Annotated in this window: 21 protein-coding genes; 8 read left to right on the top strand and 13 right to left on the bottom strand. The window is 62.2% G+C overall.

What is annotated here, in order from left to right; all coding sequences use genetic code 11:
• Positions 1-2: 2 nt before the first annotated feature.
• The 5 genes from rbfA to NOX35_RS10625 all read right to left on the bottom strand — a co-directional run bounded on the left by rbfA (position 3) and on the right by NOX35_RS10625 (position 6,044).
• Positions 3-380 (bottom strand): 30S ribosome-binding factor RbfA, encoded by a 378-nt coding sequence (gene rbfA, locus NOX35_RS10645; RefSeq protein ID WP_003056352.1) that lies wholly within the window; start codon positions 378-380, stop codon positions 3-5.
• Between the two features lie 95 nt (positions 381-475).
• The gene (gene infB / locus NOX35_RS10640) at positions 476-3,310 is read right to left on the bottom strand and encodes a translation initiation factor IF-2 (RefSeq protein ID WP_182286641.1); all 2,835 of its coding nucleotides are present in this window, start codon (positions 3,308-3,310) and stop codon (positions 476-478) included.
• A gap of 23 nt (positions 3,311-3,333) precedes the next feature.
• Positions 3,334-4,821, bottom strand: a complete 1,488-nt coding sequence (nusA, locus tag NOX35_RS10635) for a transcription termination factor NusA (RefSeq protein ID WP_003080487.1) — start codon at positions 4,819-4,821, stop codon at positions 3,334-3,336.
• An 83-nt stretch (positions 4,822-4,904) separates the two neighbouring features.
• Positions 4,905-5,483, bottom strand: a complete 579-nt coding sequence (gene rimP, locus NOX35_RS10630) for a ribosome maturation factor RimP (protein WP_003080490.1) — start codon at positions 5,481-5,483, stop codon at positions 4,905-4,907.
• Between the two features lie 180 nt (positions 5,484-5,663).
• Positions 5,664-6,044: a thioredoxin family protein gene (locus tag NOX35_RS10625; RefSeq protein ID WP_256496592.1), complete on the bottom strand. Its 381-nt coding sequence runs from the start codon at positions 6,042-6,044 to the stop codon at positions 5,664-5,666.
• Positions 6,045-6,274: 230 nt separating this feature from the next.
• Between NOX35_RS10625 and NOX35_RS10620 the strand changes: the two genes are divergently transcribed.
• Together NOX35_RS10620 and NOX35_RS10615 are read left to right on the top strand one after the other, a co-directional pair.
• Complete coding sequence (locus tag NOX35_RS10620) at positions 6,275-7,255, top strand: DnaJ C-terminal domain-containing protein (RefSeq protein ID WP_256496912.1); 981 nt, start codon at positions 6,275-6,277, stop codon at positions 7,253-7,255.
• Positions 7,256-7,266: 11 nt separating this feature from the next.
• Positions 7,267-7,599, top strand: coding sequence for a chaperone modulator CbpM (locus NOX35_RS10615; protein ID WP_182286639.1), 333 nt, complete (start codon positions 7,267-7,269; stop codon positions 7,597-7,599).
• Positions 7,600-7,699: 100 nt separating this feature from the next.
• On the opposite strand, the gene NOX35_RS10610 is transcribed toward NOX35_RS10615, so the two are convergent.
• The 5 genes from NOX35_RS10610 to NOX35_RS10590 all read right to left on the bottom strand — a co-directional run bounded on the left by NOX35_RS10610 (position 7,700) and on the right by NOX35_RS10590 (position 13,821).
• Positions 7,700-7,861, bottom strand: coding sequence for a hypothetical protein (locus NOX35_RS10610; RefSeq protein WP_003056362.1), 162 nt, complete (start codon positions 7,859-7,861; stop codon positions 7,700-7,702).
• A gap of 196 nt (positions 7,862-8,057) precedes the next feature.
• Positions 8,058-9,713, bottom strand: a complete 1,656-nt coding sequence (locus NOX35_RS10605; protein ID WP_256496591.1) for an ABC transporter ATP-binding protein — start codon at positions 9,711-9,713, stop codon at positions 8,058-8,060.
• The gene (locus tag NOX35_RS10600; protein ID WP_371878530.1) at positions 9,710-10,789 is read right to left on the bottom strand and encodes an ABC transporter permease; all 1,080 of its coding nucleotides are present in this window, start codon (positions 10,787-10,789) and stop codon (positions 9,710-9,712) included. Before NOX35_RS10600 ends, NOX35_RS10605 begins: the two co-directional genes overlap by 4 nt.
• A 69-nt stretch (positions 10,790-10,858) precedes the next feature.
• Entirely contained in the window at positions 10,859-11,887 is a 1,029-nt protein-coding gene (locus tag NOX35_RS10595; RefSeq protein WP_034351795.1) for a microcin C ABC transporter permease YejB, read from the bottom strand.
• Positions 11,888-12,006: 119 nt separating this feature from the next.
• The gene (locus tag NOX35_RS10590) at positions 12,007-13,821 is read right to left on the bottom strand and encodes an extracellular solute-binding protein (RefSeq protein ID WP_256496589.1); all 1,815 of its coding nucleotides are present in this window, start codon (positions 13,819-13,821) and stop codon (positions 12,007-12,009) included.
• A 120-nt stretch (positions 13,822-13,941) separates the two neighbouring features.
• Here NOX35_RS10590 and fabI point away from each other — a divergent pair, with 120 nt between their 5' ends.
• From fabI to NOX35_RS10575, 3 genes are all read left to right on the top strand, one after another.
• A complete protein-coding gene (gene fabI, locus NOX35_RS10585; protein ID WP_003063172.1) occupies positions 13,942-14,742 on the top strand; it encodes an enoyl-ACP reductase FabI in 801 nt (266 codons plus the stop codon).
• 172 nt (positions 14,743-14,914) lie between these two features.
• Positions 14,915-15,436, top strand: a complete 522-nt coding sequence (locus NOX35_RS10580) for a superoxide dismutase family protein (RefSeq protein WP_182286635.1) — start codon at positions 14,915-14,917, stop codon at positions 15,434-15,436.
• A 176-nt stretch (positions 15,437-15,612) separates the two neighbouring features.
• Entirely contained in the window at positions 15,613-16,518 is a 906-nt protein-coding gene (locus NOX35_RS10575; protein WP_256496588.1) for a DNA ligase, read from the top strand.
• A gap of 61 nt (positions 16,519-16,579) precedes the next feature.
• On the opposite strand, the gene NOX35_RS10570 is transcribed toward NOX35_RS10575, so the two are convergent.
• Complete coding sequence (locus NOX35_RS10570) at positions 16,580-17,308, bottom strand: IclR family transcriptional regulator (RefSeq protein ID WP_182286633.1); 729 nt, start codon at positions 17,306-17,308, stop codon at positions 16,580-16,582.
• 142 nt (positions 17,309-17,450) lie between these two features.
• Between NOX35_RS10570 and NOX35_RS10565 the strand changes: the two genes are divergently transcribed.
• From NOX35_RS10565 to NOX35_RS10555, 3 genes are all read left to right on the top strand, one after another.
• Positions 17,451-18,386 carry a hydroxymethylglutaryl-CoA lyase gene (locus NOX35_RS10565; RefSeq protein ID WP_182286632.1) on the top strand — a complete coding sequence of 312 codons (936 nt, stop codon included), beginning with the start codon at positions 17,451-17,453 and terminating at the stop codon, positions 18,384-18,386.
• A 47-nt stretch (positions 18,387-18,433) separates the two neighbouring features.
• Positions 18,434-19,651 carry a CaiB/BaiF CoA transferase family protein gene (locus NOX35_RS10560; RefSeq protein ID WP_371878529.1) on the top strand — a complete coding sequence of 406 codons (1,218 nt, stop codon included), beginning with the start codon at positions 18,434-18,436 and terminating at the stop codon, positions 19,649-19,651.
• A 157-nt stretch (positions 19,652-19,808) separates the two neighbouring features.
• Positions 19,809-20,771 (top strand): tripartite tricarboxylate transporter substrate binding protein, encoded by a 963-nt coding sequence (locus tag NOX35_RS10555; protein WP_232538251.1) that lies wholly within the window; start codon positions 19,809-19,811, stop codon positions 20,769-20,771.
• Positions 20,772-20,862: 91 nt separating this feature from the next.
• On the opposite strand, the gene NOX35_RS10550 is transcribed toward NOX35_RS10555, so the two are convergent.
• The gene (locus NOX35_RS10550) at positions 20,863-21,306 is read right to left on the bottom strand and encodes a VanZ family protein (RefSeq protein ID WP_182286629.1); all 444 of its coding nucleotides are present in this window, start codon (positions 21,304-21,306) and stop codon (positions 20,863-20,865) included.
• An 88-nt stretch (positions 21,307-21,394) separates the two neighbouring features.
• The gene (locus NOX35_RS10545; RefSeq protein ID WP_182286628.1) at positions 21,395-23,917 is read right to left on the bottom strand and encodes an arginine/lysine/ornithine decarboxylase; all 2,523 of its coding nucleotides are present in this window, start codon (positions 23,915-23,917) and stop codon (positions 21,395-21,397) included.
• Positions 23,918-23,945: the final 28 nt, after the last annotated feature.

The raw sequence follows: 23,945 nt of genomic DNA, 5'->3' as shown, positions 1-23,945 counted from the left end.
GCTTATTCCTGTTCGGGTCCGCGCGACGCCACGGCCTTGGCGATCAAGGCGTTCATGTCGGCAGCGCGCTCTGTAGTGCGGTCGTAGACGAAATGCAGCGTGGGCACGGTATGAATGTGCAGACGCTTGAACAGGCCGTTGCGCAGAAAGCCTGCGGCCTGATTGAGTGCAGCCAGCGTCACTTCGGGATCGCCGACAAGCACGCTGAAGAACACCTTGGCGTGGGCATAGTCAGGAGTCACCTCCACGCCTTGCAGCGTGACCATGCCGACGCGCGGGTCCTTCAACTCGCGGGCGATCAGCTCCGACAGATCACGCTGGATCTGGTCGGAAACTTTGAAGCTGCGGTTGGGAGCAGCAGATTTGCGTTTGGTTGCCATGAATAAAAAAGGAGCTATTTGCGCTTGCCGCACAAGGAGCTCAAGGCATTTTCAGCCTCAAACCCTTGCACAACAGGCGCTAGCAGCTATTGCTTTTACAGCGTACGAGCGATTTCCTTGATCTCGAAGACTTCCAGCACGTCGCCTTCCTTGATGTCGTTGTAGTTGCGCAGCTTGATACCGCACTCGAAGCCTTCCTTGACTTCCTTGACATCGTCCTTGAGGCGGCGCAGCGACTCGATCTCGCCCGTGTAGATGACCACGTTGTCGCGCAGCAGACGGAAGTGTGCGTTGCGGGTGACGTGACCTTGCGTGATGTACGAGCCGGCAATGGTGCCGATCTTCGTCGCCACGAACACGGTACGGATCTCGGCCATGCCGATGATCTCTTCGCGCTTCTCGGGAGCCAGCATGCCGGACATCGCAGCCTTCACCTCATCCACGGCGTCGTAGATGATGTTGTAGTAGCGAACGTCGACATCGTTGCCTTCCGCGGTCTTGCGGGCCTGAGCATCCGCACGCACGTTGAAGCCGATGATGATGGCCTTGGAAGCCAGAGCCAGGTTGACGTCGGACTCGGAAATACCGCCCACACCGGAGTACACCAGCTGAACCTTGATTTCGTCGGTCGACAGCTTGAGCAGCGAGGCTGCCAGAGCTTCCTGCGAGCCTTGCATGTCGGCCTTGATGATGATGGGCAGAGTCTGCACATCGCCAGCGGACATTTCGGCGAACATGTTTTCCAGCTTCGCAGCCTGCTGCTTGGCCAGCTTGGTATTGCGGAACTTGCCGGCACGGTAGGTTGCGATTTCACGGGCACGGCGTTCGTCGCTCAGCACCATGAAGTCGTCACCCGCCTGGGGCACTTCGTTCAGACCCTGGATCTCGACAGGGATGGAAGGACCGGCTTCCTTGGTCTGCTTGCCGTCTTCGTCGAGCATGGCTCGCACGCGACCATAGGTCTGGCCAGCCAGCACCACATCGCCGACCTTCAGCGTACCGGACTGCACCAGCACCGTAGCCACGGTACCACGGCCCTTGTCCAGCTGGGCTTCGATCACGATACCCTTGGCAGCGGCTTCCACCGGCGCCTTGAGTTCCAGCACTTCGGCCTGCAGCAGCACTTGCTCCAGCAGCTCGTCGATGCCCTGGCCAGTCTTGGAGGACACGGCAACGAAGGGAGAATCACCGCCGTACTCCTCGGGCAGCACCTCTTCCACGACCAGTTCCTGCTTGACGCGGTCGGGGTTGGCTTCGGGCTTGTCAGCCTTGGTGATGGCCACCACGATAGGAACACCAGCTGCCTTGGCGTGCTTGATGGCTTCCTTGGTCTGGGGCATCACGCCGTCATCGGCAGCAGCCACCAGAATCACGATGTCGGTGGACTTGGCACCGCGAGCACGCATGGCCGTGAAGGCCTCGTGACCGGGAGTGTCCAGGAAGGTGATGATGCCGCGAGGCGTCTTCACATGGTAGGCACCGATGTGCTGCGTGATGCCGCCGGCTTCGCCCGATGCCACCTTGGTGCGACGGATGTAGTCCAGCAGCGAGGTCTTGCCGTGGTCCACGTGGCCCATGACGGTCACCACAGGAGCGCGAGGCAGTTGCTCGGCTTCGGAGTTGGAAACTTCCTCGGCAGTGAAGGCCTCGGGATCGTCCAGCGCTGCCACCTTGGCGGTGTGACCCATTTCTTCCACCACGATCATGGCGGTGTCCTGGTCCAGCGGCTGGTTGATGGTGACCATCTGGCCCATCTTCATCAGAACCTTGATGACCTCGGATGCCTTGATGGCCATCTTGTGGGCCAGTTCGGCCACGGTGATGGTCTCGGGCACCGAAATCTCCAGCTGACGAAACTCGGGAGCCTGCTGCTGTTGCTGCTCGTGACGGTCATTGCCACGACGGCCGCCCTTGGGGCCACCGCGCCAGTTGGAACGGCCAGCCACGCCACCGGAGCTGTCGCCACGGGTCTTGATTTCCTTCTTCTTGGCCGCGTCGTTGGACCAGCTCGAAGACAGCTTGGCGGACTTGACTTCCTTGCCGGGACGGGCGCCACCACCAGCGTTGGCTGCACCAGCGCCGCCTGCAGGCTTGTTGCCATCCTTGGCGGCAACAGGCTTCTTGGCATCCGCAGCGACCGGAGCAGCCTTCTTGGGCTCTTCGGGCTTCTTGGCGACCAGCACCTTCTTGGGCGCAGCCATCATGGCACGGATGGCTTCCGCCTCGGCCAGGGCCTTGCGGCGGCGCTCATCCAGATCCTTGGCGCGGCTGGCTTCTTCAGCAGCCTTGGCCTGGGATTCGGCTTCCGCCTTGGCGCGTGCCTCGGCCTGGGCCGCTGCACGTGCGGCAGCGCCTGCGGCGTGCTCGCGCTTTTCCTCTTCCTTTGCCGCCTTGGCTTCAGCCACCTTGGCGACTTCCGCGGCTGCATAGGCTGCAGCACGTTCCTCGGCTTCGCGCTCGCGGCGCTCGCGCTCTTCGCGCTCTTGACGTTCCTTGGCCAATTGTTCTTCCTGATGGCTCAACAGCTCGGCCTCGCGGCGAGCATCTTCTTCACGGCGTACCAGCTCTTGACTAGCGGCACGCTCCTGCACAGCCTTAGCCATGCTTTCCGCATTGGCCTGAGCCTCGGCGGGAGTGTCTTCCCGCTTCACGAAAGTGCGCTTCTTGCGCACTTCCACCTGAATCGTACGGGCACGGCCCGATGAATCCGCCTGCTTGATTTCGCTGGTGGACTTCTTGGTCAGCGTGATCTTCTTGGCACCGCTGCCATGGCTTGCCTGCAGGTGAGACAGCAAGCGCTGCTTGTCACCTTCGGTCAGCGCATCAGCGGCATTTGCCTTGTCAACCCCGGCGGCCTTGAGCTGCTGCAGCAAGGTATCAGGGGTCGTGTTGCGCTCTTTCGCAAATTCTGCAACCGTATTACTCGACATAAATGCTCTGTACCTCCCTGACCTTACTCTTGCCCATCGGTAAACCAGTGCTCACGCGCCTTCATGATCAAGGCCTTGGCTTCTTCGGCGGTCTGACCGGTGATTTCGGTCAGCTCGTCGATCGCCAGGTCGGCCAGATCGTCACGGGTGTGCACATCAGCTTGCGCCAGCTTGTCCAGCAGTTCGGCACTCATGCCGTCCAGAGACACCAGATCCTCGGATGCCTTGCTCACATTTTCTTCGCGAGCAATTTCCTGACTCAGCAGTGCATCCTTGGCGCGGCTACGCAGCTCGTTCACCGTCTCTTCGTCGAAGGATTCGATTTCGAGCATTTCCTGCAGCGGCACATAGGCCACTTCTTCCAGGGTCTCGAAACCTTCTTCGATCAGGATGTTGGCGATTTCCTCGTCCACATCCAGCTTTTCCATGAACAGCTTGCGCGAGACAGCCGACTCGTCGGCCTGCTTCTGAGCAGACTCGGCAGCGTCCATGATATTGATCTTCCAGCCTGTCAGCTCGGAGGCCAGACGTACGTTCTGACCGCCGCGACCGATGGCGATGGCCAGATTTTCCTCGTCCACCACCACGTCCATGGCGTGCTTTTCCTCGTCCACGACGATGGAAGAGACATTGGCAGGAGCCAGAGCACCGATCACGAACTGGGCGGGGTCTTCGGACCACAGCACGATATCCACACGCTCGCCGGCCAGTTCGTTGGTCACGGCGTTCACACGGGTACCACGCACGCCGACGCAGGTGCCGATAGGATCCACGCGCTTGTCGTGGCTCAGTACGGCGATCTTGGCACGAGAGCCGGCGTCACGGGCGCAGCTCTTGATCTCCAGCAGGCCTTGCTCGATCTCGGGCACTTCATTGCGGAACAATTCCACCATGAATTCGGGAGCCGAGCGCGACAGCAGGATGGGAGCGCCGCGCAAGGTGGCATCGACTTCCATGATCATGGCACGCACGCGGTCGCCATTGCGCAGATTTTCCTTGGGGATCATCTCGCCGCGCTTGAGTCGGCCTTCCACACGGCCGGATTCGACAATGATGTCGCCCTTGTCCATGCGCTTGACGGTACCGGTAAAGATCTTCTCGCCACGGGCCAGGAATTCGTTGAGCAGCATTTCGCGCTCGGCGTCGCGAATCTTCTGCAGGATGACCTGCTTGGCAGCCATGGCACCGATACGACCGATGGGCAGCGACTCGATCTGCTCTTCAATGAACTCACCAATTTGAATGCCGGGCACGCGGTCTTCCGCATCCATCAGCATTTCTTCGGCGTCGGGGTTCTGCAGACCGGCATCGTCAGACACCACCACCCAGCGGCGGAAGGTGTCGTAGTCGCCGCTTTCGCGATCGATGGACACGCGGATGTCTACTTCACCTTGGTACAGCTTCTTGGTGGCCTGTGCCAGTGCAGATTCCACGGCACCAAAAACCACATCGCGTTCCACGTTCTTTTCACGCGAAATGGCTTCAACCAACATCAACAGTTCGCGATTCATGCGACGACTCTCCTATTTCAATCACACAAAGAGGATTTGCATGCGACCTCTTTGCCCCAAAAGATTCCAACGCTTCAGCTGCCTCATTCGGGCTTGGCTGCGCGTCCTTTGAAATTCACAATCGGTGCCAGACGAGCTTCGCGCAACTCGTCAAGCGTAAAGCCCATCGCGTTCAATGGCGCTGGCTCACGCTTCTTGCTGACGCGCACGCCAGGCTTGGGAGGCGGCTCATCGCTCCAGACGATCTGCCAGCCACCTTCTTCAGTCCGTTCCAGCGTGCCACGAAATTTCTTGCGGTTTGCATTGATCTTGTCGCCACCGGCAGCCCCGATGGGAGCCTTGAGCGTCAGATCCACCTCCGAGCCTTCAAAGCGGATGAAGTCCTGCTCATGGCGCAGCAAACGATCGATGCCTGGAGAAGAGACCTCCAGGCGGGCATAGTCCGCACCATCGACTTCCAGCGCAAACTGAAGCTGGCGCGTGACCTTTTCGCAGTCTTCCACTGTCACGAACTGCTCGGGCAGCTCAGGCGCACCTTCCTCCGGCGCCTGCCAAGGCAAATCAATCGTGATGCGCAGCAGGCCGCCGGCCGAGCGCTCGATTTCAACCAGGTCATAGCCCAGACCTGTCACGGTTTGTTCAACGATTTGCTGTAGTGCCACGTGTATTCAGTTCAATCCCGAAAAATCTGTCAAATCATGGACTTAGCTCTGCAAGAAACAGGTTTCGCCATGAATTGCCCAAAAAAAACGGGCGGTATGTACCCGCCCGTTTGGTCGTGAAGCCGTGATTGTAGCCGCAAACCATTGTTTTCGCAAAAAGTGTCTCGCATAAAACAGCGATCAACGCAAGACTTCCTCCAGGTCATCGGCGCGCAACAATCGCTGCAGCAAATCCTGGGCCTCCTGCACATCGGCTGGCCTCGCCGCTGCATCTGCGGGCAGGGATTGCAGCATCCGCGCCAGCACCCCCGACTGCGGAAGCACAGGCCCGAGGAATCTGGCCTGCTCGCCCTGCGCCACCAAGATGGACGGGAAGGTTTCTATGTCCAGATCGCCAGCGACATCCTCACGGTCTTCCACATCGAGCCAGACAAAACGCATCTGCGGAAACTGGGCAGCAAGAGCCTCGAAGGGCTGCCGGTACTGTTTACAGGTACCGCACCAGTCAGCACAGAGGCAGACAACCAGCCATGCGTCTGCTTTTGTAATTTCTTGTTTCATTTCACAAACTCTGGGCAGGCCTTCGCACACGCCCTTGCATTGATCCCGGCAATGGTAGCGCCAGATGCCCCCAAGGACTCAAACCCCGTTCATCACCCTACCAGCGCGCATTGAGACCCTTGAAGCTGCCGCACTCTATCCCTATTATTTTCCTGAATGCGGGCGCAGCAATGGCGGCAGCCAAGGCAACAGTCTTGCGCCCATCTTTTGACAAGAAGATTGGTGACTCCATGGATTACAAGGACTATTACAAGATACTTGGCGTGGACAAGAAGGCCTCTACCGAGGACATCAAGAAGGCCTATCGCAAACTCGCCCGCAAATACCACCCCGACATCAGCAAGGAAAAAGATGCGGACGCCCGCATGGCCGAAGTCAACGAGGCCAACACCGTACTCTCCGACCCCGAAAAACGCGCGGCCTATGACGCCATGGGCGACGAGATGCAGTTTGCGCAAAATGCCAGAGCCCAGGGCGGCGGAGGCTTTCGCCCGCCACCCGACTGGGATCAGCAGGATTTTCACTTCAGCAGTCATGGCGATGCCGGCAGCGACGCCGATTTCAGCGAGTTCTTCTCGCAGATGTTCGGCCAGGCCGCGCGTGCACGACGCCATCAAGGCCAGCAAAGCGCACGCAGCACGCCCGATATGCGCGGCCAGGACCAGCATGCCCGCATAGAGCTGGATCTGCAGGACAGCTACAGCGGAGCCGTGCGCTCGCTGCATCTGCGCAGCACCGCGCTCGATGACCAGGGCATCCCCACCCATAAGGACAAGGAGCTGCAGGTCACCATTCCCAAGGGCGTGCGCGAGGGCCAGATGATTCGCCTTGCCGGTCAGGGCAACCCAGGCCTGGGCAAGGGTGCCCCAGGAGATTTGCTGCTGGAAGTGCACTTTCGCAGCGACCCACGCTGGTGGTCCGAGGGCAAGGATGTGTACCAGCGAGTGCCACTCGCACCCTGGGAGGCCGAGCTGGGCGGCCCCATCCCCTTCAAGACGCTGGCCGGGGAACTGGAAGTCACCGTGCCCGCCGGCTATCGCTCGGGTCGCAAGCTGCGCCTCAAGGGCAAGGGCCTGCCCGCCGCCACGCCGGGTGATCTGTATCTGGTGCTGGATGTGGTCTTCCCGCCCGCCGCGACACCCGCGCAAAAGCAGGCTTATGCCGACTTTGCCAAGGCCTTCCCGCAGTTCGATGCCCGCAGCCTGAGTTGAAAGGTTTTCCCATGAGCACCTCCCACTACCCTTTCTACGAACCTGCCGAGCTGCTGGAGCAGGCCGCTCTCGATCTGCACGAGCTGGCCCGCCATTGCTGCACCAGCCCGCAATGGGTCATCGAGCATGTGCAGACAGGCGTCATCAGCTACGACAACGCCGGCCAGATCCGCGAGATCAGCCATGAGCAATGGCGCTTCAGCAGCCAGACGCTGGTGCGTGCGCGCCGCATTGCCCAGCTGGAACACAGCTTCGACGCCGACCCCCAGCTCGCCGCCCTGACCACCGACCTCATCGAGGAAGTGCAGCAGCTGCGCCGCAAGCTGAAAAATCTGCAGGGATAAGCAAACCAACGCTCTGAAGCCGTGAAAAGCAAAAAGCCCTCGCACCGAAGTGACGAGGGCTTTTTTGCGGGCCGCACCGGGGCGCAGCCTGCTGCAGGAATTAGCCGTGGCGCTTGCCGGGCTGCTTCTTGCTGCGAGTGTGCGAACCACGCTCCAGGCTCACGCGCTGGCCACGGCCGGGAGTGGGCAGGGTCACGCCATTGGGTGCCTGGGGACGGGGAGTGGCCTTGCGGTCTGCTTCGGTAACGATCTTATTGCCCATGTCGAATTCTCAATTGGGAGGTTGAAAAGGATCAATTAGGCCACAGCCAGAGAATTCGCGCCAAATAAATACGAACTTTCGAGTGCGGATTCAGTGTTTTTCAGCGAATGCCCGCCTCGCGCATCAGCGAATCGACAGCAATTGCGGGCATTCAAAGCCTCAAGCCGTTGAAGGGAAAGCGCTGCTCGCTATCAATTCAGACCGCCGGCGACTCGGCAACGACCCCGGCGGCCTCGACCAGCTGGCGCGTATAGGCCTGCCGCGGCGCCGTCAGCACCGCCTGCACGCCGCCCTGCTCAACGATCTGCCCATCCTTCATGACCAGCACCTCATGGGCCATGGCGCGAATCACATCCACATCATGGGTGATGAGCAGATAGGCCAGGCCACGCTCCTTCTGCAGCCGCTGCAGCAGGGCCAGCACCTGCTGCTGAATGGTGACGTCGAGTGCACTCGTGGGCTCATCCAGCACCAGGACCTCGGGCTCCATGATGAGCGCACGCGAAATCGCCAGGCGCTGCCGCTGCCCGCCCGAGAATTCATGCGGATAGCGCTGCAGCAGGCCGGGAAACTGGGCCTCGGTCAAGCCCACCTCTTCGAGCATCTTGAGTACGCGCTCGCGCCGCAGCGCGGCAGCGAGCTCAGGGGCATGGATCTGCAGGCCTTCGCCAACGATCTCCTCCACCGTCATGCGCGGAGAGAGCGAGGAGAACGGATCCTGAAACACCACCTGGATCTTGCGCCGCAGCGCCAGATTGGCGGCGCTGTTGCGGATTGCCGGCTGCTGCCATTGCCTGCCGGCCACCTGCAGCTCCCCGGCCGCAGGCAACAGCCCCAGCACGGCTTGGGCCAGCGTGGATTTACCGGAACCCGATTCGCCGATCACACCCAGGGTACGACCGGGCCGCAGCAGCATATCCGCGCCCTTGACCGCAACGAACGCCCCCTTTTTGAACCAGCCACGAATGCCGGGCAAGGGCGTGGCATAGCTCACCTGCAAGGCCTGGGTCTGCACCACGGCAGCCTCACCGGCCGGCACGGGCCCATCGGCCACATTGCGCACCGGCCTGCTGGCCAGCAGCTTGCGGGTATAGGCGTGCTGCGGGTTTCGCATCAGCTCGGCCACAGCGCCCTGCTCCACAAGGCGGCCTTTTTCCATGACCGCCACACGGTCGGCGAAGCGGCGCACCAGGTTCAGGTCATGCGTGATCATCAGCACGGCCATGCCGGTCTGCCGCTGCAGATCGGCCAGCAAATCCAGGATCTGGCCACGCAGCGTCACATCCAGCGCCGTTGTCGGCTCGTCGGCCAGCAGCAACCGGGGACGGCTGGCCAGGGCCATGGCAATCATGGCGCGCTGACGCTGGCCACCGCTGAGCTGGTGCGGAAAGCTCTGCGCCCTGCGCCCCGGTTCGGGGATGCCGGTGGTGGCCAGCAGCTCCACCGCCTGCGTCTGGGCCTGGGCACGGCTCAGTGCCTGCTTGAGCTGCAGCACCTCTGCCACCTGCGCGCCGACGGTCATCAGCGGGTTCAGCGCTGTCATCGGCTCCTGGAAGATCATGGCGATATCGCCGCCGCGTATGCCCTGCATCTCGCGCTCCGAAAGCTGCAGCAGATCGCGCCCGTCCAGCAGGGCTCGGCCACCCAGTTGGGCGTCTCCCACCAAGCGCAGCAGCGACAGCGCAGTGACCGACTTGCCCGAGCCGGACTCCCCCACCAGCGCCAGCTTTTCACCGGCAGCCATCTCGAAGCTCACGCCCTGAACCACGGGCTTGCCCGCAAAAGACACGCTCAGATCGTGCACGGCCAGCAGCTTGCTGCCGGCCTGACCCTCGTATTTCTCCTTGCTCATGGCTTGCCTCCTGCGCGCTTTGCAGCCTCGGTACGCGCCTGCTTGCGCGGGTCCAGCGCATCGCGCAGGGCGTCCCCCATGAAGGTCAGCAGCAGCAGCGTGACGACCAGCACGCCAAAGGTGGACAGGGAAATCCACCAGGCATCGATATTGTTCTTGCCCTGGCTCAGCAGCTCGCCCAGGCTGGGCGTGCCCGGGGGAACGCCCAGGCCCAGGAAATCGAGCGAGGTCAGTGCCAGGATGGCCCCGCTCATGCGAAACGGCAGAAAGGTGATCACCGGCGTCATGCTGTTGGGCAGGATGTGGCGAAAGATGATGGAGCGATTGCTGGCACCCAGGGCCTGGGCGGATTTCACATAGTCGAGCTGGCGATTGCGCAGGAACTCGGCGCGCACATAGTCGGCCAGCCCCATCCAGCCGAACAGGCTCAGCAGAATCAGCAGCAGCGAGACACTGGGAGCAAACAGCGCGCTGAAGATGATGAGCAGGTAGAGCTCGGGCATGGAGCCCCAGATTTCCGTCAGGCGCTGAAAGGCCAGATCCGTCTTGCCGCCAAAAAAGCCCTGTATCGCCCCCGCCAGCACGCCCAGCAGCACGCCCACGGCCGTCAGCGCCAGACCGAACAGCACGCTGACGCGAAAACCGTAGATGAGCTGGGCCAGCAGATCGCGCCCCCGGTCGTCGGTGCCCAGCCAGTTGTCGGTCGACGGCGCAGAAGGGTTGGGTGACTTGGCAAAGTAGTTGATGGTGGACTTGCCATAGCGGTTGAGGGGGAAGATCGCCCAGTTGTCGCCCTCGCCGAGCCTTTGCCGGATGAAGGGATCAAGGTAATCGGTAGGCGTATGGAAGTCGCCGCCAAACGTGGTTTCCGGGTAATCGTGCAGCAGCGGCAAATAGGTCTGCCCCTCGTAGCGCACGATGAGCGGCTTGTCGTTGGACAGCAGCTCTGCAAACAGGCTGAGCAGCACCAGCACCGTGAAGATCAGCAGGCTGACAAAGCCCAGCCGGTTGGATCTGAAACGCCTCCAGGCCCGGCGCCCCGGGGACTCGGATTGGGCAGCAGACACAGTCTGCATGGCATCAACTCCTGAATTCATAGCTGCTTGCGCTTGCAGGGCATTGGTTTGAGGCTTATCTTGCATAAATCAGTCAAACTTGACCCGGGGGTCTACCCAGACATAGCAAAGATCGCTGATGAGCTTGGTCACCAGACCGATCAGCGTGAACAGATACAGCGTGCCCAGCACCACGGGAAAGTCGCGCCGGATCACACTTTCATAGCTGAGCAGACCCAGACCGTCGAGCGAGAACAGGGTCTCGATCAGCAGCGCGCCGGCAAAGAAGGCGCCGATGAAAGCCGAGGGAAAGCCCGTGACGATGGGAATCAGCGCATTGCGAAACACATGCTTGTAGAGCACCTGGCGCTCGGACAGACCCTTGGCACGGGCCGTCAGCACATATTGCTTGCGGATCTCCTCGAGAAACGAGTTCTTGGTCAGCATGGCTGTCACGGCAAAGCTGCCGGCCACCATGGCCGTCACAGGCAGCGCGATATGCCAGAGATAGTCCGCCACCTTGCCCATGGTGCTGAGTTCGTCGAAATTGGCCGAAGTCAGCCCGCGCAGCGGAAACCACTGCAGTTGCCCGCCAAAGACGACCAGCAGCGCCACGCCCAGCACAAAGCCCGGGATGGCATAGCCGATGAGAATCACAATGGTGGTCGCCAGGTCGAAGCGCGAGCCGGCCCGAACGGCCTTGGCCACGCCCAGTGGCACGGCCACCAGATAGCTGATGAAAAACGTCCACAGCCCCAGGCTGATGGAGACCGGCAGTTTTTCCTTGACCAGCGCCCAGACGCTTTTGTTCTGAAAAAAGCTGGTGCCCAGATCGAAGCGTGCGAACTGGCCCAGCATCTGCACGAATCGTTCAACCGGCGGCTTGTCAAAGCCGTACAGCGCCTTGATCTCCTCCAGGCGCTTGGGATCCACGCCCTGGCCGCCGCGATAGCTCATGGAAGCGCCTTCGGCTCCATGTCCAGCGCCAGCCTTGGCCTCGGCCAGATACTGCTCCACCGGGCCGCCGGGCACGAACTGGATGACCACAAAGGTCAGCAGCAGCACGCCCAGCAGCGTGGGGATCATCAGCAAAATGCGTTTGAGAATATAGGCAAACATCTTCGATCAACCCTTGTTTTCAGCTGCGGTGGCGATGGCCGCAGCGCCGGGCCGCCCCAAGCAAGGCCAGCCCCCTCGGCGGGCAGCGACCCGTGCAACGGTGGAGCGTGGGGGCGACTTCACTTGGCCCACCAGGCATAGACCGCCCATAGCTCGCCCGGCGAATAGGCCGGAATCTGCCCCGGCAGCGCCAGCCTCCAGGCGTCATAGACCATGCGGTGCGTGCCCGAGTAATACTGGGGAATCAGGTAATGCCCGTGCACGATGATGCGCTCCAGCGCATGGCAGGCGGGCAGCATCTGCTGCTCGGACTTGGCCGCAGCCATCTGGGCGATGATGGCATCCACCGCCTTGCTCTTGAGGCCGACATAGTTCGAGGCTCCCTCCACATCGGCGGCGGCGCTGCCAAACAGCTCGGCATATTCCTGACCCGGGTTGTGCGTACCGGGCACGTTCAGCGTCACGATGTCGAAGTCGTATTTGTCCATGCGCTGCTGATAGAGCGCGTAGTCCACATTGCGCACCTTGAGCGTGATGCCCAGCTTCTCCAGATTGCGCATCCAGCTGCTGACGATCTTGACACCACTCTCGCTGCTGTCCAGATATTCCAGCACCATGGGCTCGCCCCCGGCATTGCGCAAGGCGCCATCCCTGACCGTCCAGCCGGCATCGGCCAGCAGCTTCTGCGCACGCCGCAGATTGCCGCGCAGGCCATCAGGCCCATCGGTGCGTGGCGGCTGGGCCATCTGCCCCAGCGTGCCTGGCGACAGACTGCTCTCGTAGGGCTTGAGCAGGGCCAGCTCGGCATCGCTGGGATCGCCCGTGGTTTCGCAAGCGGTATTGCCAAACAATCCATGCACGCGCTGATATGCGCCATAGAACATCTGACGGCTCATCCACTCAAAGTCATAAGCCAGGCCCAAGGCCTCGCGCACACGCACATCCTTGAGCAGCTCACGCCGCGTATTCAGGAAAAAACTCTGAAAGCCCGAGGGCAGCTTGTTCTCGAACGCGCCCTTGACCAGTTCGCCCGAGGCGAAGCGCCGCCCCGTCAGACGCCTGGCCCAGTCGCCCGCGCTGTTGATGCGCATGAGATCGAACTCGCCGGCCTTGAGTGCCTCCAGCCGCGCCGTGTTGTCCTTGTAGATCTTGATGGTGATTCGGTCAAAATTGGCCAGGCCGACACGCACCGGCAAGGCTGCCCCCCAATATTGAGGATCGCGAACATAGCTGATGTCCTTGCCAAACTTGACCGGCCCTATCTTGTAGGGCCCGCTGCCGATAGGCGTGTCCATCACCACCTGATCGAAGGCCTTGGGCTTGCCATCCGCGCCCAGCCCCCAGTCACGGCTGAACACCGGCAACAGAGCGCCCACGGTCAGCGGCAGATCACGGTTGGGCTTTTTGAAGCGAAAACGCACCGTGCGCTCGTCGAGCACATCACAGGCAGCCACCTCGGCAAACAGCGTCTTGTAGCCAGGCGAGACATATTTGCTCAGCAGCGTCTCGTAGCTGTGCTTCACATCCTGAGCCAGTACCGGCTTTCCGTTGTGAAAGCGCGCCTGCTTGCGCAATTTGAATGTCGCGGACAGGCCGTCGGCCGCCACATCCACATCCTCGGCCAGCAGGCCGTAGCCCGTAGCCGTCTCGTCGAGACTGGGGGTCAGCAGGGTCTCGAACAGCATGTCCGCCAGATAGGCAGGCGGCGAGCCCTTGATGGTGAAGGGGTTGTACTTGTCGAAGGTCGAATAGCGCAGATTGCTGACCATGCGCAACTCGCCGCCCTTGGGCGCTTGAGGGTTCACATAGTCAAAGTGCTTGAAGTCGACCGCGTACCTGGGCTGCCCCCAGAGCGCATAGCCATGTGCTGCCAGGGCAGGCGTGGCAACTTGGCTGCTGACAATCAGGGCTGAGCAAATCATCCAATGGCGCATGCGACAATTCTGCCCTACCCCGACTGGTTCGCACCCAGTTCGAACAGATACGTTTTCAAAGATGGCGCGTCTGCCACAGATGCAGCCATCGTCTCTTTCAATTTTCTTTGGAGAACAACAATGGGTTTTCTCGCCGGTAAAAAGCTGCTGATCACGGGCGTCCTGTCCAACCGTTCCATTGCCTACGGCATTGCCAAGGCCTGCCACGAGCAAGGCGCAGAACTGGCTTTCAGCTATGTGGGTGAACGCTTCAAGGACCGCATTACCGAATTTGCTGCCGACTTCGACTCCAAGCTGGTGTTCGACTGCGACGTGGGCGACGACGCCCAGATTGAAAAGCTGTTCGCCGACCTGGGTGCCACCTGGGGCAAGTTCGACGGCTTTGTGCACTCCATCGGTTTTGCCCCCCGTGAAGCCATTGCCGGCAACTTCCTCGACGGTCTGAGCCGCGAGAACTTCAAGATCGCCCACGATATCAGCGCCTACAGCTTCCCCGCCATGGCCAAGGCTGCCCTGCCTTACCTGAACGACAAGTCCTCGCTGCTGACGCTGTCCTATCTGGGGGCTCTGCGCTCCATCCCCAACTACAACACCATGGGCCTGGCCAAGGCATCGCTGGAAGCATCCGTGCGCTACCTGGCAGAAGCCGTGGGCCGCACTGCCGACGGCCGCGCCATCCGTGCCAACGGCATCTCCGCCGGCCCCATCAAGACCCTGGCCGCCTCCGGCATCAAGGACTTCGGCAAGCTGCTGGGCCGCGTGGCCGATGCCGCTCCTCTGCGCCGCAATGTGACCATTGAAGACGTGGGCAATGTCGCGGCCTTCCTGCTGTCCGACCTGGCCTCCGGCGTGACCGCCGAGATCACCTATGTGGACGGCGGCTTCAGCCAGACTGCAGGCCTGTCTGCCGATCAGGTCTGAGCCCCAGGCTTTTGACGACACCAGCCCCGCAGGCCTCAGCAGCCTGCGGGGCTTTGTTTTTTGAGACCGCTGCCGACATCTTGGCCCTTGCCCTACAAGCGCGGCAAAGCACTGACGCTATGGTTCACAGTGTTTTCTCTATGGTTCTGACGAATATTCAAGAGGAGCTTACATGCCATATCGTTTTCTCATCCTGACCGCATCCGCTGCTGCCCTGACGGCCTGCAGCACCCCCGAGCCCCAGCCCGCCCAGGCCATCGCCAGGCTGCAGGCCACTTCGGGCAGCAAGGTCAGCGGCGATGTGAAATTCACCCAGAAGACCGGCCAGCAGGTGGTGGTCAATGCCGTGATTCACGGCCTCAAGCCCAATTCCGAGCACGGCTTTCACATCCACGACAAGGGCGACTGCGGCGACAACGGCAATGCCGCTGCCGGCCACTTCAACCCACTGGGCAATCCGCATGGCAAATATGACTCGACCCAGCACCATATGGGCGACCTGCCCAGCCTGAAGGCCGACTCCAACGGCGTGGCCACCGTCAACGTACAGTCGGCAGACATCACCTTGCTGGCCGGCCCCGGCAATGTCATAGGCCGGGCGGTCATCGTCCATGCACAGCCCGACGACTACACCACCCAGCCCACGGGCAATGCCGGCGCGCGCATCGCCTGCGCCGTTATCAGCCGCGACTGAAGGCCCTGCCCCGGGACAAAGCCGCTGCCTGGCCGCAGCGGCTTTTTCATTGGAATCAACACAATCCTTGATAGATAAGCCGCTGATAGCTATGTTCTTTGACATGGGTTCGTACCCGCATCGACAGCATAGGCTGCGCGCTCTAGCATGAGTTGCCTCTTTACCGGGAGATAGCCATGCCTGAACCACGGCACCGATCCCTTCGGGAATGCATTCTCTGGCTGGTCTGTGCCTGTCTCTGCATGGGCTTTGTTGCCGTGCGGGCCCAGACCACGGCACAGCCGCCTTCGCTGATGCTGGCCCAGGTCTGGCGCAGCGGCCTGCCGCTGCAGGATTATTGGGTCAGCGAAAAACTGGACGGCGTACGCGGCTACTGGAACGGCCACCAGCTCGTCAGCCGTGGCGGGCAGCGGATCGCGACGCCAGAGTGTTTTGTCCGGGGCTGGCCAGCCACCCCCATGGATGGCGAGCTCTGGGCCGGACGCGGCCGGTTTGCCCATGCCCAGTCCACCACGGCACAGGCCATCCCGGACGACAGGGCCTGGCGCCAGATGAAATTCATGGTGTTCGATCTGCCCGCAGCTCCGGGCAGCTTTGACCAGCGCCTGCCGCTGTTGCAGCGCACCGTCGGGGCCATTGCCCAGGACTGGGTGCAGATGGTGGAGCAGCGCAAGCTGGGCTCGGAAGCCGAGTTGCGGCAATGGATGCACACAGTCGTCAAAGGCGGCGGCGAGGGCTTGATGCTGCACAAAGGCAGCGCACCCTATCGCCCGGGCCGCAGCGACGATCTGCTCAAGCTCAAGCCTTTCGATGATGCCGAAGCCCGGGTCATAGGCTACAAAAGCGGACGCGGACAATGGCAGGGCATGACGGGTGCGCTGCTGGTGCAGACCCCGGACGGCAAGCAGTTTTCACTGGGCTCCGGGCTGACGGCACAGATGCGCAAAAGCCCGCCTGCGCTGGGCAGCTGGGTCACCTACCGCTACCAGGGCCTGCACGAAAAAAGCGGCCTGCCGCGCTTTGCCCGCTTTTTGCGCATACGCAGCGAACCGGGCTTTCAGCCCGAGCCGGCAGGCCCGTGACTCGGGCTTCATCTCCGTCTGCGACTGCCGACCATGCGCCTCATGCCAACGGCGCCCAAGGCTACGGCAGTTGCGCCCCCAGGTCGCGCGCGGCCTGCAACACGTTTTTGACATAGCGTTCGTCATAGCGATGCGCTGGCATGGTCAGCGTCAGGGCGGCCGCCAGCTCCCCGTTGCGGCGAAAGACCGGTGCCGAGATGCCGGCGATCTCGCTGTGCCTGTCGCCCACCAGGGCTTCGTAACCATCAGCCCGTACACGCGCATAGTGGTTGCGATTTTTCTTCAACCAGTCGCCCAGCTCCGGGTCAAAAGCAACCAGCACGCGCCCGCCCGCGCCTTTGTCCAGGGGCAGCAGATCGCCGGTGCGCGCATGATCGCGCACCGGATGCGGCGAATCCACGCGGTACAGACACAGGCGTTCGCGCCCCTGGCGCACATGGTAGGCAGCGCTCTCGCCCGTGGCCTGCACCAGTGCGCGCAGCACCGGCATGACCAGCTTGTCCAGCGAGAAGCTCTGTTCGTAAACCGCATGCAGCCTGGCCACGGCCGGGCCCACCGCATAGCGCCCGTCATCCTGGCGCTGAACCCAGCCGCCATGCTCCAGAGAAGCCAGCAATCGCAGCACCGTGCTCTTGTAAAGGCGCGTGCGCTCGGCCAGCTCGGCCAGGCTCAGCGCGGCATCGCCATCCTGGAATGCGCCCAGCACACTGAGGGCGCGGTCCACGGCTGCCACACCGCCAGGCGCGGCATTCTCGTCGGCTACGGATTCATTCAGGGATTTACGCGGCATGAAAAACTCCTGCCCCGCATCTTGACAGGGCATCAGGACGCAAGGCAATATTTCAATAGAAAGAATTAAGTTCTATTAGATAGAACACCATTAAAGCATTGTGTCAGCTGCAATGCAAGCATGAAATCCAAGTGAGGCAACCATGTCATTCCCCCACCGCTTCGATCTCCTGATCAGCGAAGTCGGCCCCCGCGACGGCCTGCAGTCGGTCTCTGCCACCATGAGCACGGCCCATAAATACGCCTGGATCGATGCCCTGGTGGCAGCGGGCGTGCAGGAAATCGAAGTCGGCTCCTTTGTCTCGCCCAAGCTGCTGCCTCAGATGGCCGATGCCGCCGAGGTCGTGCGCCACGCCGTCACCCACCCCGGCGTCACCATCATGGCCCTGGTGCCCAATCTCAAGGGAGCCGAAGCCGCCATGCGCGCCGGCGCGCACAAGATCACACTGCCCGTATCGGCCAGCCCCGCGCACTCCATGGCCAATGTGCGCAAGACACCCGCACAGATGGTGGAGGAAGTGCACGCCATCGCCAGGCTTCGCGACGAGATGGCCCCTGCCGTGCATATCGAGGCCGGCATCTCCACCGCCTTCGGCTGCACCTTGCAGGGCCTGGTGCCCGAGGACGAGGTGATCGCTCTGGCAGCAGCCTGCGTGGCTGCCGGCGCCGACGAATCGGGCCTGTCGGACACCACGGGCATGGCCAACCCGGCCCAGGTCAAGCGCCTGTTCACGCGCCTGCGCAGCGAACTCGGCGACAGGGCGGGCGCTGCGCATATGCACAACACCAGAGGCCTGGGCCTGGCCAACTGCCTGGCCGCCTATGAGGCGGGCGTGCGCACTTTCGACGCCTCCCAGGCCGGGCTGGGCGGCTGCCCCTATGCTCCCGGCGCCTCGGGTAATGTGGTGACCGAAGATCTGGTCTTCATGTTCGAAGCCATGGGGCTGCGCACCGGCATTGATATTGAGCGATTGCTTGCAGCGCGAGAAACGCTGGCCGCCGGCCTGCCCGGGGAGGCGCTGTACGGCATGCTGCCACCTGCAGGCCTGCCCAAGGGCTTTGTGCCTCACCGTTACTGATCACGCCTCGGCTCATACCGATGAGTCGAGCACCACAAGAGATGAATATGTACTCCTCAACCGAATCCGCCAGCACCAGCGCTGCTCCCCTGCCCTATGCAGGCATCCGCGTGGTGGAATTCACCCATATGGTCATGGGCCCCAGCTGCGGCCTGATGCTGGCCGACCTGGGCGCCGAAGTCATCAAGGTCGAGCCCGTAGGTCACGGCCGCAACGGCGATGCCACGCGCAAGCTGCTGGGCTCGGGCTCGGGCTTTTTCCCGCTGTTCAACCGCAACAAGAAAAGCCTGACGCTGGATCTGCAGACCCCCGAGGGCAAGGAGGCCGCGCTGCGGCTGATCGCCACAGCCGATGTGGTGACCGAGAACTTCAAGCCCGGCACCATGACCAAGCTGGGCCTGGACTATGAAAGCCTCAAGCAGCAGTTTCCACGCCTCATCTATGTGAGCCACAAGGGCTTTCTGCCCGGCCCCTACGAACACCGCACGGCCCTGGACGAGGTGGTGCAGATGATGGGGGGCCTGGCCTATATGACGGGCCGCCCTGGCGACCCGCTGCGCGCGGGCACCAGCGTCAACGACATCATGGGCGGCATGTTCGGCGCCATGGGAGCCATGGCAGCCCTGGCCCAGCGCGAGAAGACGGGCAAGGGCCAGGAAGTGCAAAGCGCACTGTTCGAGAACAATGTGTTTCTGATCGCCCAGCACATGATGCAGTACGCGGTGACTGGCAAGCCCGCAGCCCCCATGCCCGCACGCATTTCGGCCTGGGCGATCTACGACGTGTTCGAAGTCCAGGGCGGCGAGCAGATCTTTCTGGCCGTGGTCAGCGACGGCGCCTGGCGCGAGTTCTGCGATGCCTTTGGCCTGGAGCAATTGCGTGACGATCCGCGCCTTGGCAGCAACAACGATCGAGTGCAGGCCCGCAGCTGGCTGATGCCGCTGCTGCGCGAAACCATGGCCGGCTACAGCGCCGCGCATATCGCCAGCGTCTTCGAGGCCAAGGGCCTGCCGTTTGCGCCCATCGCCCGCCCGCACGATCTGCTCGAGGACCCTCACCTCAACGCCACCGGTGCGCTGGCCCCCATCACCCTGCCGGACGGCCGCGACAGCAAGACCGTGCTGCTGCCGCTGACCCTGGACGGCAAGCATCTGCAGGTGCGCCTCTCGCCGCCCAGACTCGGCGAGCACAGCCTGGAGATTCTGACGGCGCTGGGCTATAGCCAGGCCCAGGCCCAGGCGCTGGCACAGGGCCAGCCCGACTGAGCGGCCCTGCGGGGCCATCGCCCCGCACGACTCACCCACCCCAGAACAGGGCGCCCACGCGCGCCCTGCGGGGATTCTTTCGCCCCATTTCCATCATTCAGGAGACAAGACCATGCCGTACAGCCCCTCTTCCCGACACCCGAACCGCCGCCTGGCGATGGCAGCATGCGCGCTGACGGCCATGACGCTGGCCGCCGGCAGTGCTGCGGCCCAGCCCGGCGAATGGCCTGCCAAGTCGATACGCATGGTCGTGCCCTTCACGCCTGGCGGCGGCACCGACACGGTGACGCGCCAGATCAGCGAACGCATGGCGACCGCGAATCGCTGGGTCATCGTGGTGGACAACAAGCCTGGCGCAGGCGGCAATATCGGTCTCGATGCTGTCGCCAAGGCACCGGCCGACGGCTATACCTTCGGCATGGGGCAGACTGCCAATCTGGCCATCAATCCCTCGCTGCTGCCCAGCATGCCGTTCAACGCCAAGACCGATCTGCTTCCCGTGGCGCTGGTGGCTTCTCAGCCCGTGGTGCTGGTCGTGCCCACCGATTCGCCCTGGAAATCGCTGCAGGACCTGATCGCCGCAGCCAAGGCCCAGCCTGGAGCCATCAAGCAAGGTCTGGCTTCCACGGGCACCGTCGGGCATCTGGCAGGGGAAATGCTGTCCTTCAAGGCCAAGATCGATGTGCTCAACGTGCCTTACAAGGGCGCCGCGCCGGCCGTGACCGATCTGCTGGGCAAGCAGACCCACTATATGTTCGGCACGCCTCAGGCGGTCTACCCCATGATCAAGGGCCAGCGCCTGCGCGCACTGGCCGTGACTTCGGCCAAGCGTCTAGCCATCCTACCCCAGGTACCCACCGTGGCCGAGTCCGGCTTTCCCGGCTTTGAAGCCGTGGACTGGAAATTGATCGTGGCTCCCAGGAACACGCCTGCAGCGCTGGCGCAGAAGATCAACGCCGCAGTCAACACCGGTTTGCAGGACCCTGCAGTGCTCAAGCAGTTGCAGTCCGAAGGCAGCACACCCATGGGGGGCAGCCTTCAGGATGCCCAGGCCTATCTGCAAAAGGAGCAGGCAGGCTGGGCCGCGCTGATCCGCGACGCGAAGATCACTCTGGAATAGTCATCAAAAGCAGGAGCGGCTTGCGCAATAACCACCTGTTTCTCAAATAGGTTCATGCCTGTACGCAACTCAGGTCAAGCGCAAGCAGCTACTATTTTTGCTTCATGCAGCACAGCCCCTGAATGAACAGCACGGCCAGGCTCGCGCCTGCGGCATTGGCCAGCGCATCAAGCCACTCGGCTGACCGCGTGGTGGAGAAGCCGGCCTGCAGCAACTCGATCATGCCGCCATAGCCGGCACAGATCAGCACCACGGCCAGTGCTTGCCCGGCGCTCCAGCGCAAGCCCGTAGCATGCGCACGCGCCAGCCCCGCGCAGCAGAGCAAACCCGCCAGCACCGTATGCAGGCCGGCATGCACCAGCTTGTCCGCGTGCTCGAAGCCACGCAGAAACGGGAACAGCCTGAGAATCAGCCCACCGCTGCTGCCTGTCTCATTGAGGCAGCCCCAGAGCATGAACAGGGCCCAGCCCAGGCTGGCTGCCGCCAGCAGCTTCCACAGAGGCACGGGGCCAGCCGGTTGCAGGAATGGATGCATGGCAGGGATATGAAAAAGCCCGAAGTGCAGGCACTCCGGGCTGATGTGCAAAAGGCCGGGGTCACCCCGACCTTGCAAAAGCCAAGGCTTATGCAGCCTTCCGTGCAGTTTGGGCCGCGACCTTCACTGCCGGCTTTGCGGTGGACTTGGCCGCTGCCTTTGTTGCCGGCTTTGTTGCCGCCTTTTTGGCAGGCGTCTTGGCAACGGTCGTGGCTACGGGCGCCGCAGCCGTCTTCTTGGCTGCCGTCTTCTTTGCAGCGGGCTTCTTCACCGCAGCAGTCTTTTTCACTGCCACAGGCTTGACGCCTTCCCCGGCCACGCAGTCCGCGTAGTAGCGGATTTCGCCGTTTTCGTCTTCCAGCTCCACCAGGCCGTGGATATCGGTCTCGAAGCCCGGGCATTCCTTGGCGAATTCACGCGCAAACACCAGGTAGTCCACGATCTTCTTGTTGAAGACTTCACCGGGGATCAGCAGCGGAATTCCGGGTGGGTAAGGCGTGACCAGGCCCACGGTGGTGCGGCCGACCAGATGGTCGATTTCCACACGCTCGGTCTTGCGCTGCGCGATATGCGCATAGGCATCCGAGGGCTTCATCGCAGGCTTGAGATCCGACAGATACATCTCGGTCGTCAGGCGCGCAATATCGTACTTGGCATACAGCTCGTGCACGTGCTGGCACAGGTCCTTGAGGCCCATGCGCTCGTAGCGGCGGTGCTGCTGGCAGAACTCGGGCAGGATGCGCGCCAGCGGCTGGTTGCGGTCGTAGTCGTCCTTGAACTGCTGCAGCGCCGTCAGCATGGTGTTCCAGCGGCCCTTGGTGATGCCGATGGTGAACATGATGAAGAAGGAATACAGGCCGGTCTTCTCGACCACCACGCCATGCTCGGCCAGGTACTTGGTGACGATGGACGCGGGAATGCCGGTGTCGGCAAAGTCGCCATCCAGGTCCAGGCCGGGCGTGACGATGGTGGACTTGATGGGGTCCAGCATGTTGAAGCCGTCGGCCAGATCGCCAAAGCCGTGCCAGTTGTCGAACTCCTTGCCGTTCTTCTTGGAGCGGGTCTTGGTCGATGCGTCCGTACCGCGGATGATCCAGTCCTGGGCCGTGCCCACGCCTTCCTCGGCCAGGGCTTCAGGGCCCCAGACCTCGAACCACCAGTCGTCGTCGCCGAACTCGTCTTCCACCTTGCGCATGGCACGGCGGAAGTCCAGCGCCTCGACAATCGACTCCTCCACCAGCGCCGTGCCGCCGGGCGGCTCCATCATGGCAGCAGCCACGTCGCAGCTGGCGATGATGCTGTACTGGGGGCTGGTCGAGGTGTGCATCAGATACGCCTCGTTGAACAGCGGGTGATCCAGCTTCTCGGTCTGGCTGTCCTGCACCAGCACATGCGAAGCCTGGCTGATGCCGGCCAGCAGCTTGTGGATGGACTGGGTGGCATAGACCACCGAGTGCATCGGGCGCTTGCGCTTCTTGCCCATGGCGTGGTAGCTGCCATAGAAGGGATGGAAGGCAGCGTGGGGCAGCCAGGCTTCATCGAAGTGCAGATTGGCCACATAGCCGTCCAGCATGCCCTTGATGGTTTCTGTGTTGTAGAGCACGCCGTCGTAGGTGGACTGCGTCAGCGTCAGCACGCGGGGCTTGACGGCCTTGGCATCCACGCCCTTGAGCAGGGGGTTGGCGGCGATCTTGGCCTGTATGGACTCCACGCTGAATTCGCTTTGCGGAATCGGGCCGATGATGCCGAAGTGATTGCGCGTGGGCTTGAGGAACACCGGAATCGCACCCGTCATGATGATGGAGTGCAGGATAGACTTGTGGCAGTTGCGGTCCACCACCACCACATCGCCAGGTGCCACAGTGTGGTGCCAGACGATCTTGTTGGAGGTCGATGTGCCATTGGTCACAAAGTAGCAGTGGTCGGCATTGAAGATGCGCGCGGCATTGCGCTCGGACTCGCCGATGGCGCCGTTGTGGTCCAGCAGCTGGCCCAGCTCCTCCACGGCATTGCAGACGTCTGCGCGCAGCATGTTCTCACCGTAGAACTGGTGATACATCTGGCCCACGGGGCTCTTCAAAAAGGCCACGCCGCCCGAGTGACCGGGGCAGTGCCAGCTGTAGGAGCCGTCTTCGGCGTAGTCCAGCAGCGCCTTGAAGAACGGGGGCTGCACGCTCTCCAGATAGCTCTTGGCTTCGCGGATGATGTGCTTGGCCACGAACTCGGGCGTGTCCTCGAACATGTGAATGAAGCCATGCAGCTCACGCAGAATGTCGTTGGGCAGGTGACGGCTGGTCTTGGTCTCGCCGTAGATATAGATGGGCACCTCCTCATTCTTGCGGCGCACTTCACCGATGAAGTCGCGCAGGCTGTGAATGATGGGGTCCTTGTCGCCGCCGAGCTGGAATTCCTCGTCGTCGATCGACAAAATAAAGGCGCTGGCCCGGCTTTGCTGCTGGGCGAACTGCGACAGATCGCCATAGCTGGTCACGCCCAGGACTTCAAAGCCCTCTTCTTCAATGGCTTGAGCCAGGGCGCGGATACCCAGTCCCGAGGTGTTCTCGGAACGATAGTCCTCGTCGATGATGACGATGGGAAAGCGAAACTTCATGAACAGCCTCCGTACCAATCAGGCCTAA

Source organism: Comamonas sp. C11 (genome assembly GCF_024496285.1).
Classification (GTDB): Bacteria; Pseudomonadota; Gammaproteobacteria; order Burkholderiales; family Burkholderiaceae_C; genus Comamonas; species Comamonas testosteroni_F.
This window is presented reverse-complemented; position numbering and strand designations above follow the sequence as displayed.

What these genes read in the sequence shown, in the direction of transcription:
- NOX35_RS10610 (WP_003056362.1), bottom strand. Translation starts at nt 7,861, where the DNA reads ATGGGCAATAAGATCGTTACCGAAGCAGACCGCAAGGCCACTCCCCGT.
- NOX35_RS10555 (WP_232538251.1), top strand. Translation starts at nt 19,809, where the DNA reads ATGGCAGCATGCGCGCTGACGGCCATGACGCTGGCCGCCGGCAGTGCT.
- nusA (WP_003080487.1), bottom strand. Translation starts at nt 4,821, where the DNA reads ATGAATCGCGAACTGTTGATGTTGGTTGAAGCCATTTCGCGTGAAAAG.
- infB (WP_182286641.1), bottom strand. Translation starts at nt 3,310, where the DNA reads ATGTCGAGTAATACGGTTGCAGAATTTGCGAAAGAGCGCAACACGACC.
- NOX35_RS10605 (WP_256496591.1), bottom strand. Translation starts at nt 9,713, where the DNA reads ATGAGCAAGGAGAAATACGAGGGTCAGGCCGGCAGCAAGCTGCTGGCC.
- NOX35_RS10575 (WP_256496588.1), top strand. Translation starts at nt 15,613, where the DNA reads ATGCCTGAACCACGGCACCGATCCCTTCGGGAATGCATTCTCTGGCTG.
- NOX35_RS10595 (WP_034351795.1), bottom strand. Translation starts at nt 11,887, where the DNA reads ATGTTTGCCTATATTCTCAAACGCATTTTGCTGATGATCCCCACGCTG.
- NOX35_RS10625 (WP_256496592.1), bottom strand. Translation starts at nt 6,044, where the DNA reads ATGAAACAAGAAATTACAAAAGCAGACGCATGGCTGGTTGTCTGCCTC.
- NOX35_RS10615 (WP_182286639.1), top strand. Translation starts at nt 7,267, where the DNA reads ATGAGCACCTCCCACTACCCTTTCTACGAACCTGCCGAGCTGCTGGAG.
- NOX35_RS10560 (WP_371878529.1), top strand. Translation starts at nt 18,434, where the DNA reads ATGTACTCCTCAACCGAATCCGCCAGCACCAGCGCTGCTCCCCTGCCC.
- NOX35_RS10590 (WP_256496589.1), bottom strand. Translation starts at nt 13,821, where the DNA reads ATGCGCCATTGGATGATTTGCTCAGCCCTGATTGTCAGCAGCCAAGTT.
- NOX35_RS10600 (WP_371878530.1), bottom strand. Translation starts at nt 10,789, where the DNA reads ATGCAGACTGTGTCTGCTGCCCAATCCGAGTCCCCGGGGCGCCGGGCC.
- fabI (WP_003063172.1), top strand. Translation starts at nt 13,942, where the DNA reads ATGGGTTTTCTCGCCGGTAAAAAGCTGCTGATCACGGGCGTCCTGTCC.
- NOX35_RS10545 (WP_182286628.1), bottom strand. Translation starts at nt 23,917, where the DNA reads ATGAAGTTTCGCTTTCCCATCGTCATCATCGACGAGGACTATCGTTCC.
- NOX35_RS10565 (WP_182286632.1), top strand. Translation starts at nt 17,451, where the DNA reads ATGTCATTCCCCCACCGCTTCGATCTCCTGATCAGCGAAGTCGGCCCC.
- NOX35_RS10620 (WP_256496912.1), top strand. Translation starts at nt 6,275, where the DNA reads ATGGATTACAAGGACTATTACAAGATACTTGGCGTGGACAAGAAGGCC.
- rbfA (WP_003056352.1), bottom strand. Translation starts at nt 380, where the DNA reads ATGGCAACCAAACGCAAATCTGCTGCTCCCAACCGCAGCTTCAAAGTT.
- NOX35_RS10570 (WP_182286633.1), bottom strand. Translation starts at nt 17,308, where the DNA reads ATGCCGCGTAAATCCCTGAATGAATCCGTAGCCGACGAGAATGCCGCG.
- NOX35_RS10580 (WP_182286635.1), top strand. Translation starts at nt 14,915, where the DNA reads ATGCCATATCGTTTTCTCATCCTGACCGCATCCGCTGCTGCCCTGACG.
- NOX35_RS10550 (WP_182286629.1), bottom strand. Translation starts at nt 21,306, where the DNA reads ATGCATCCATTCCTGCAACCGGCTGGCCCCGTGCCTCTGTGGAAGCTG.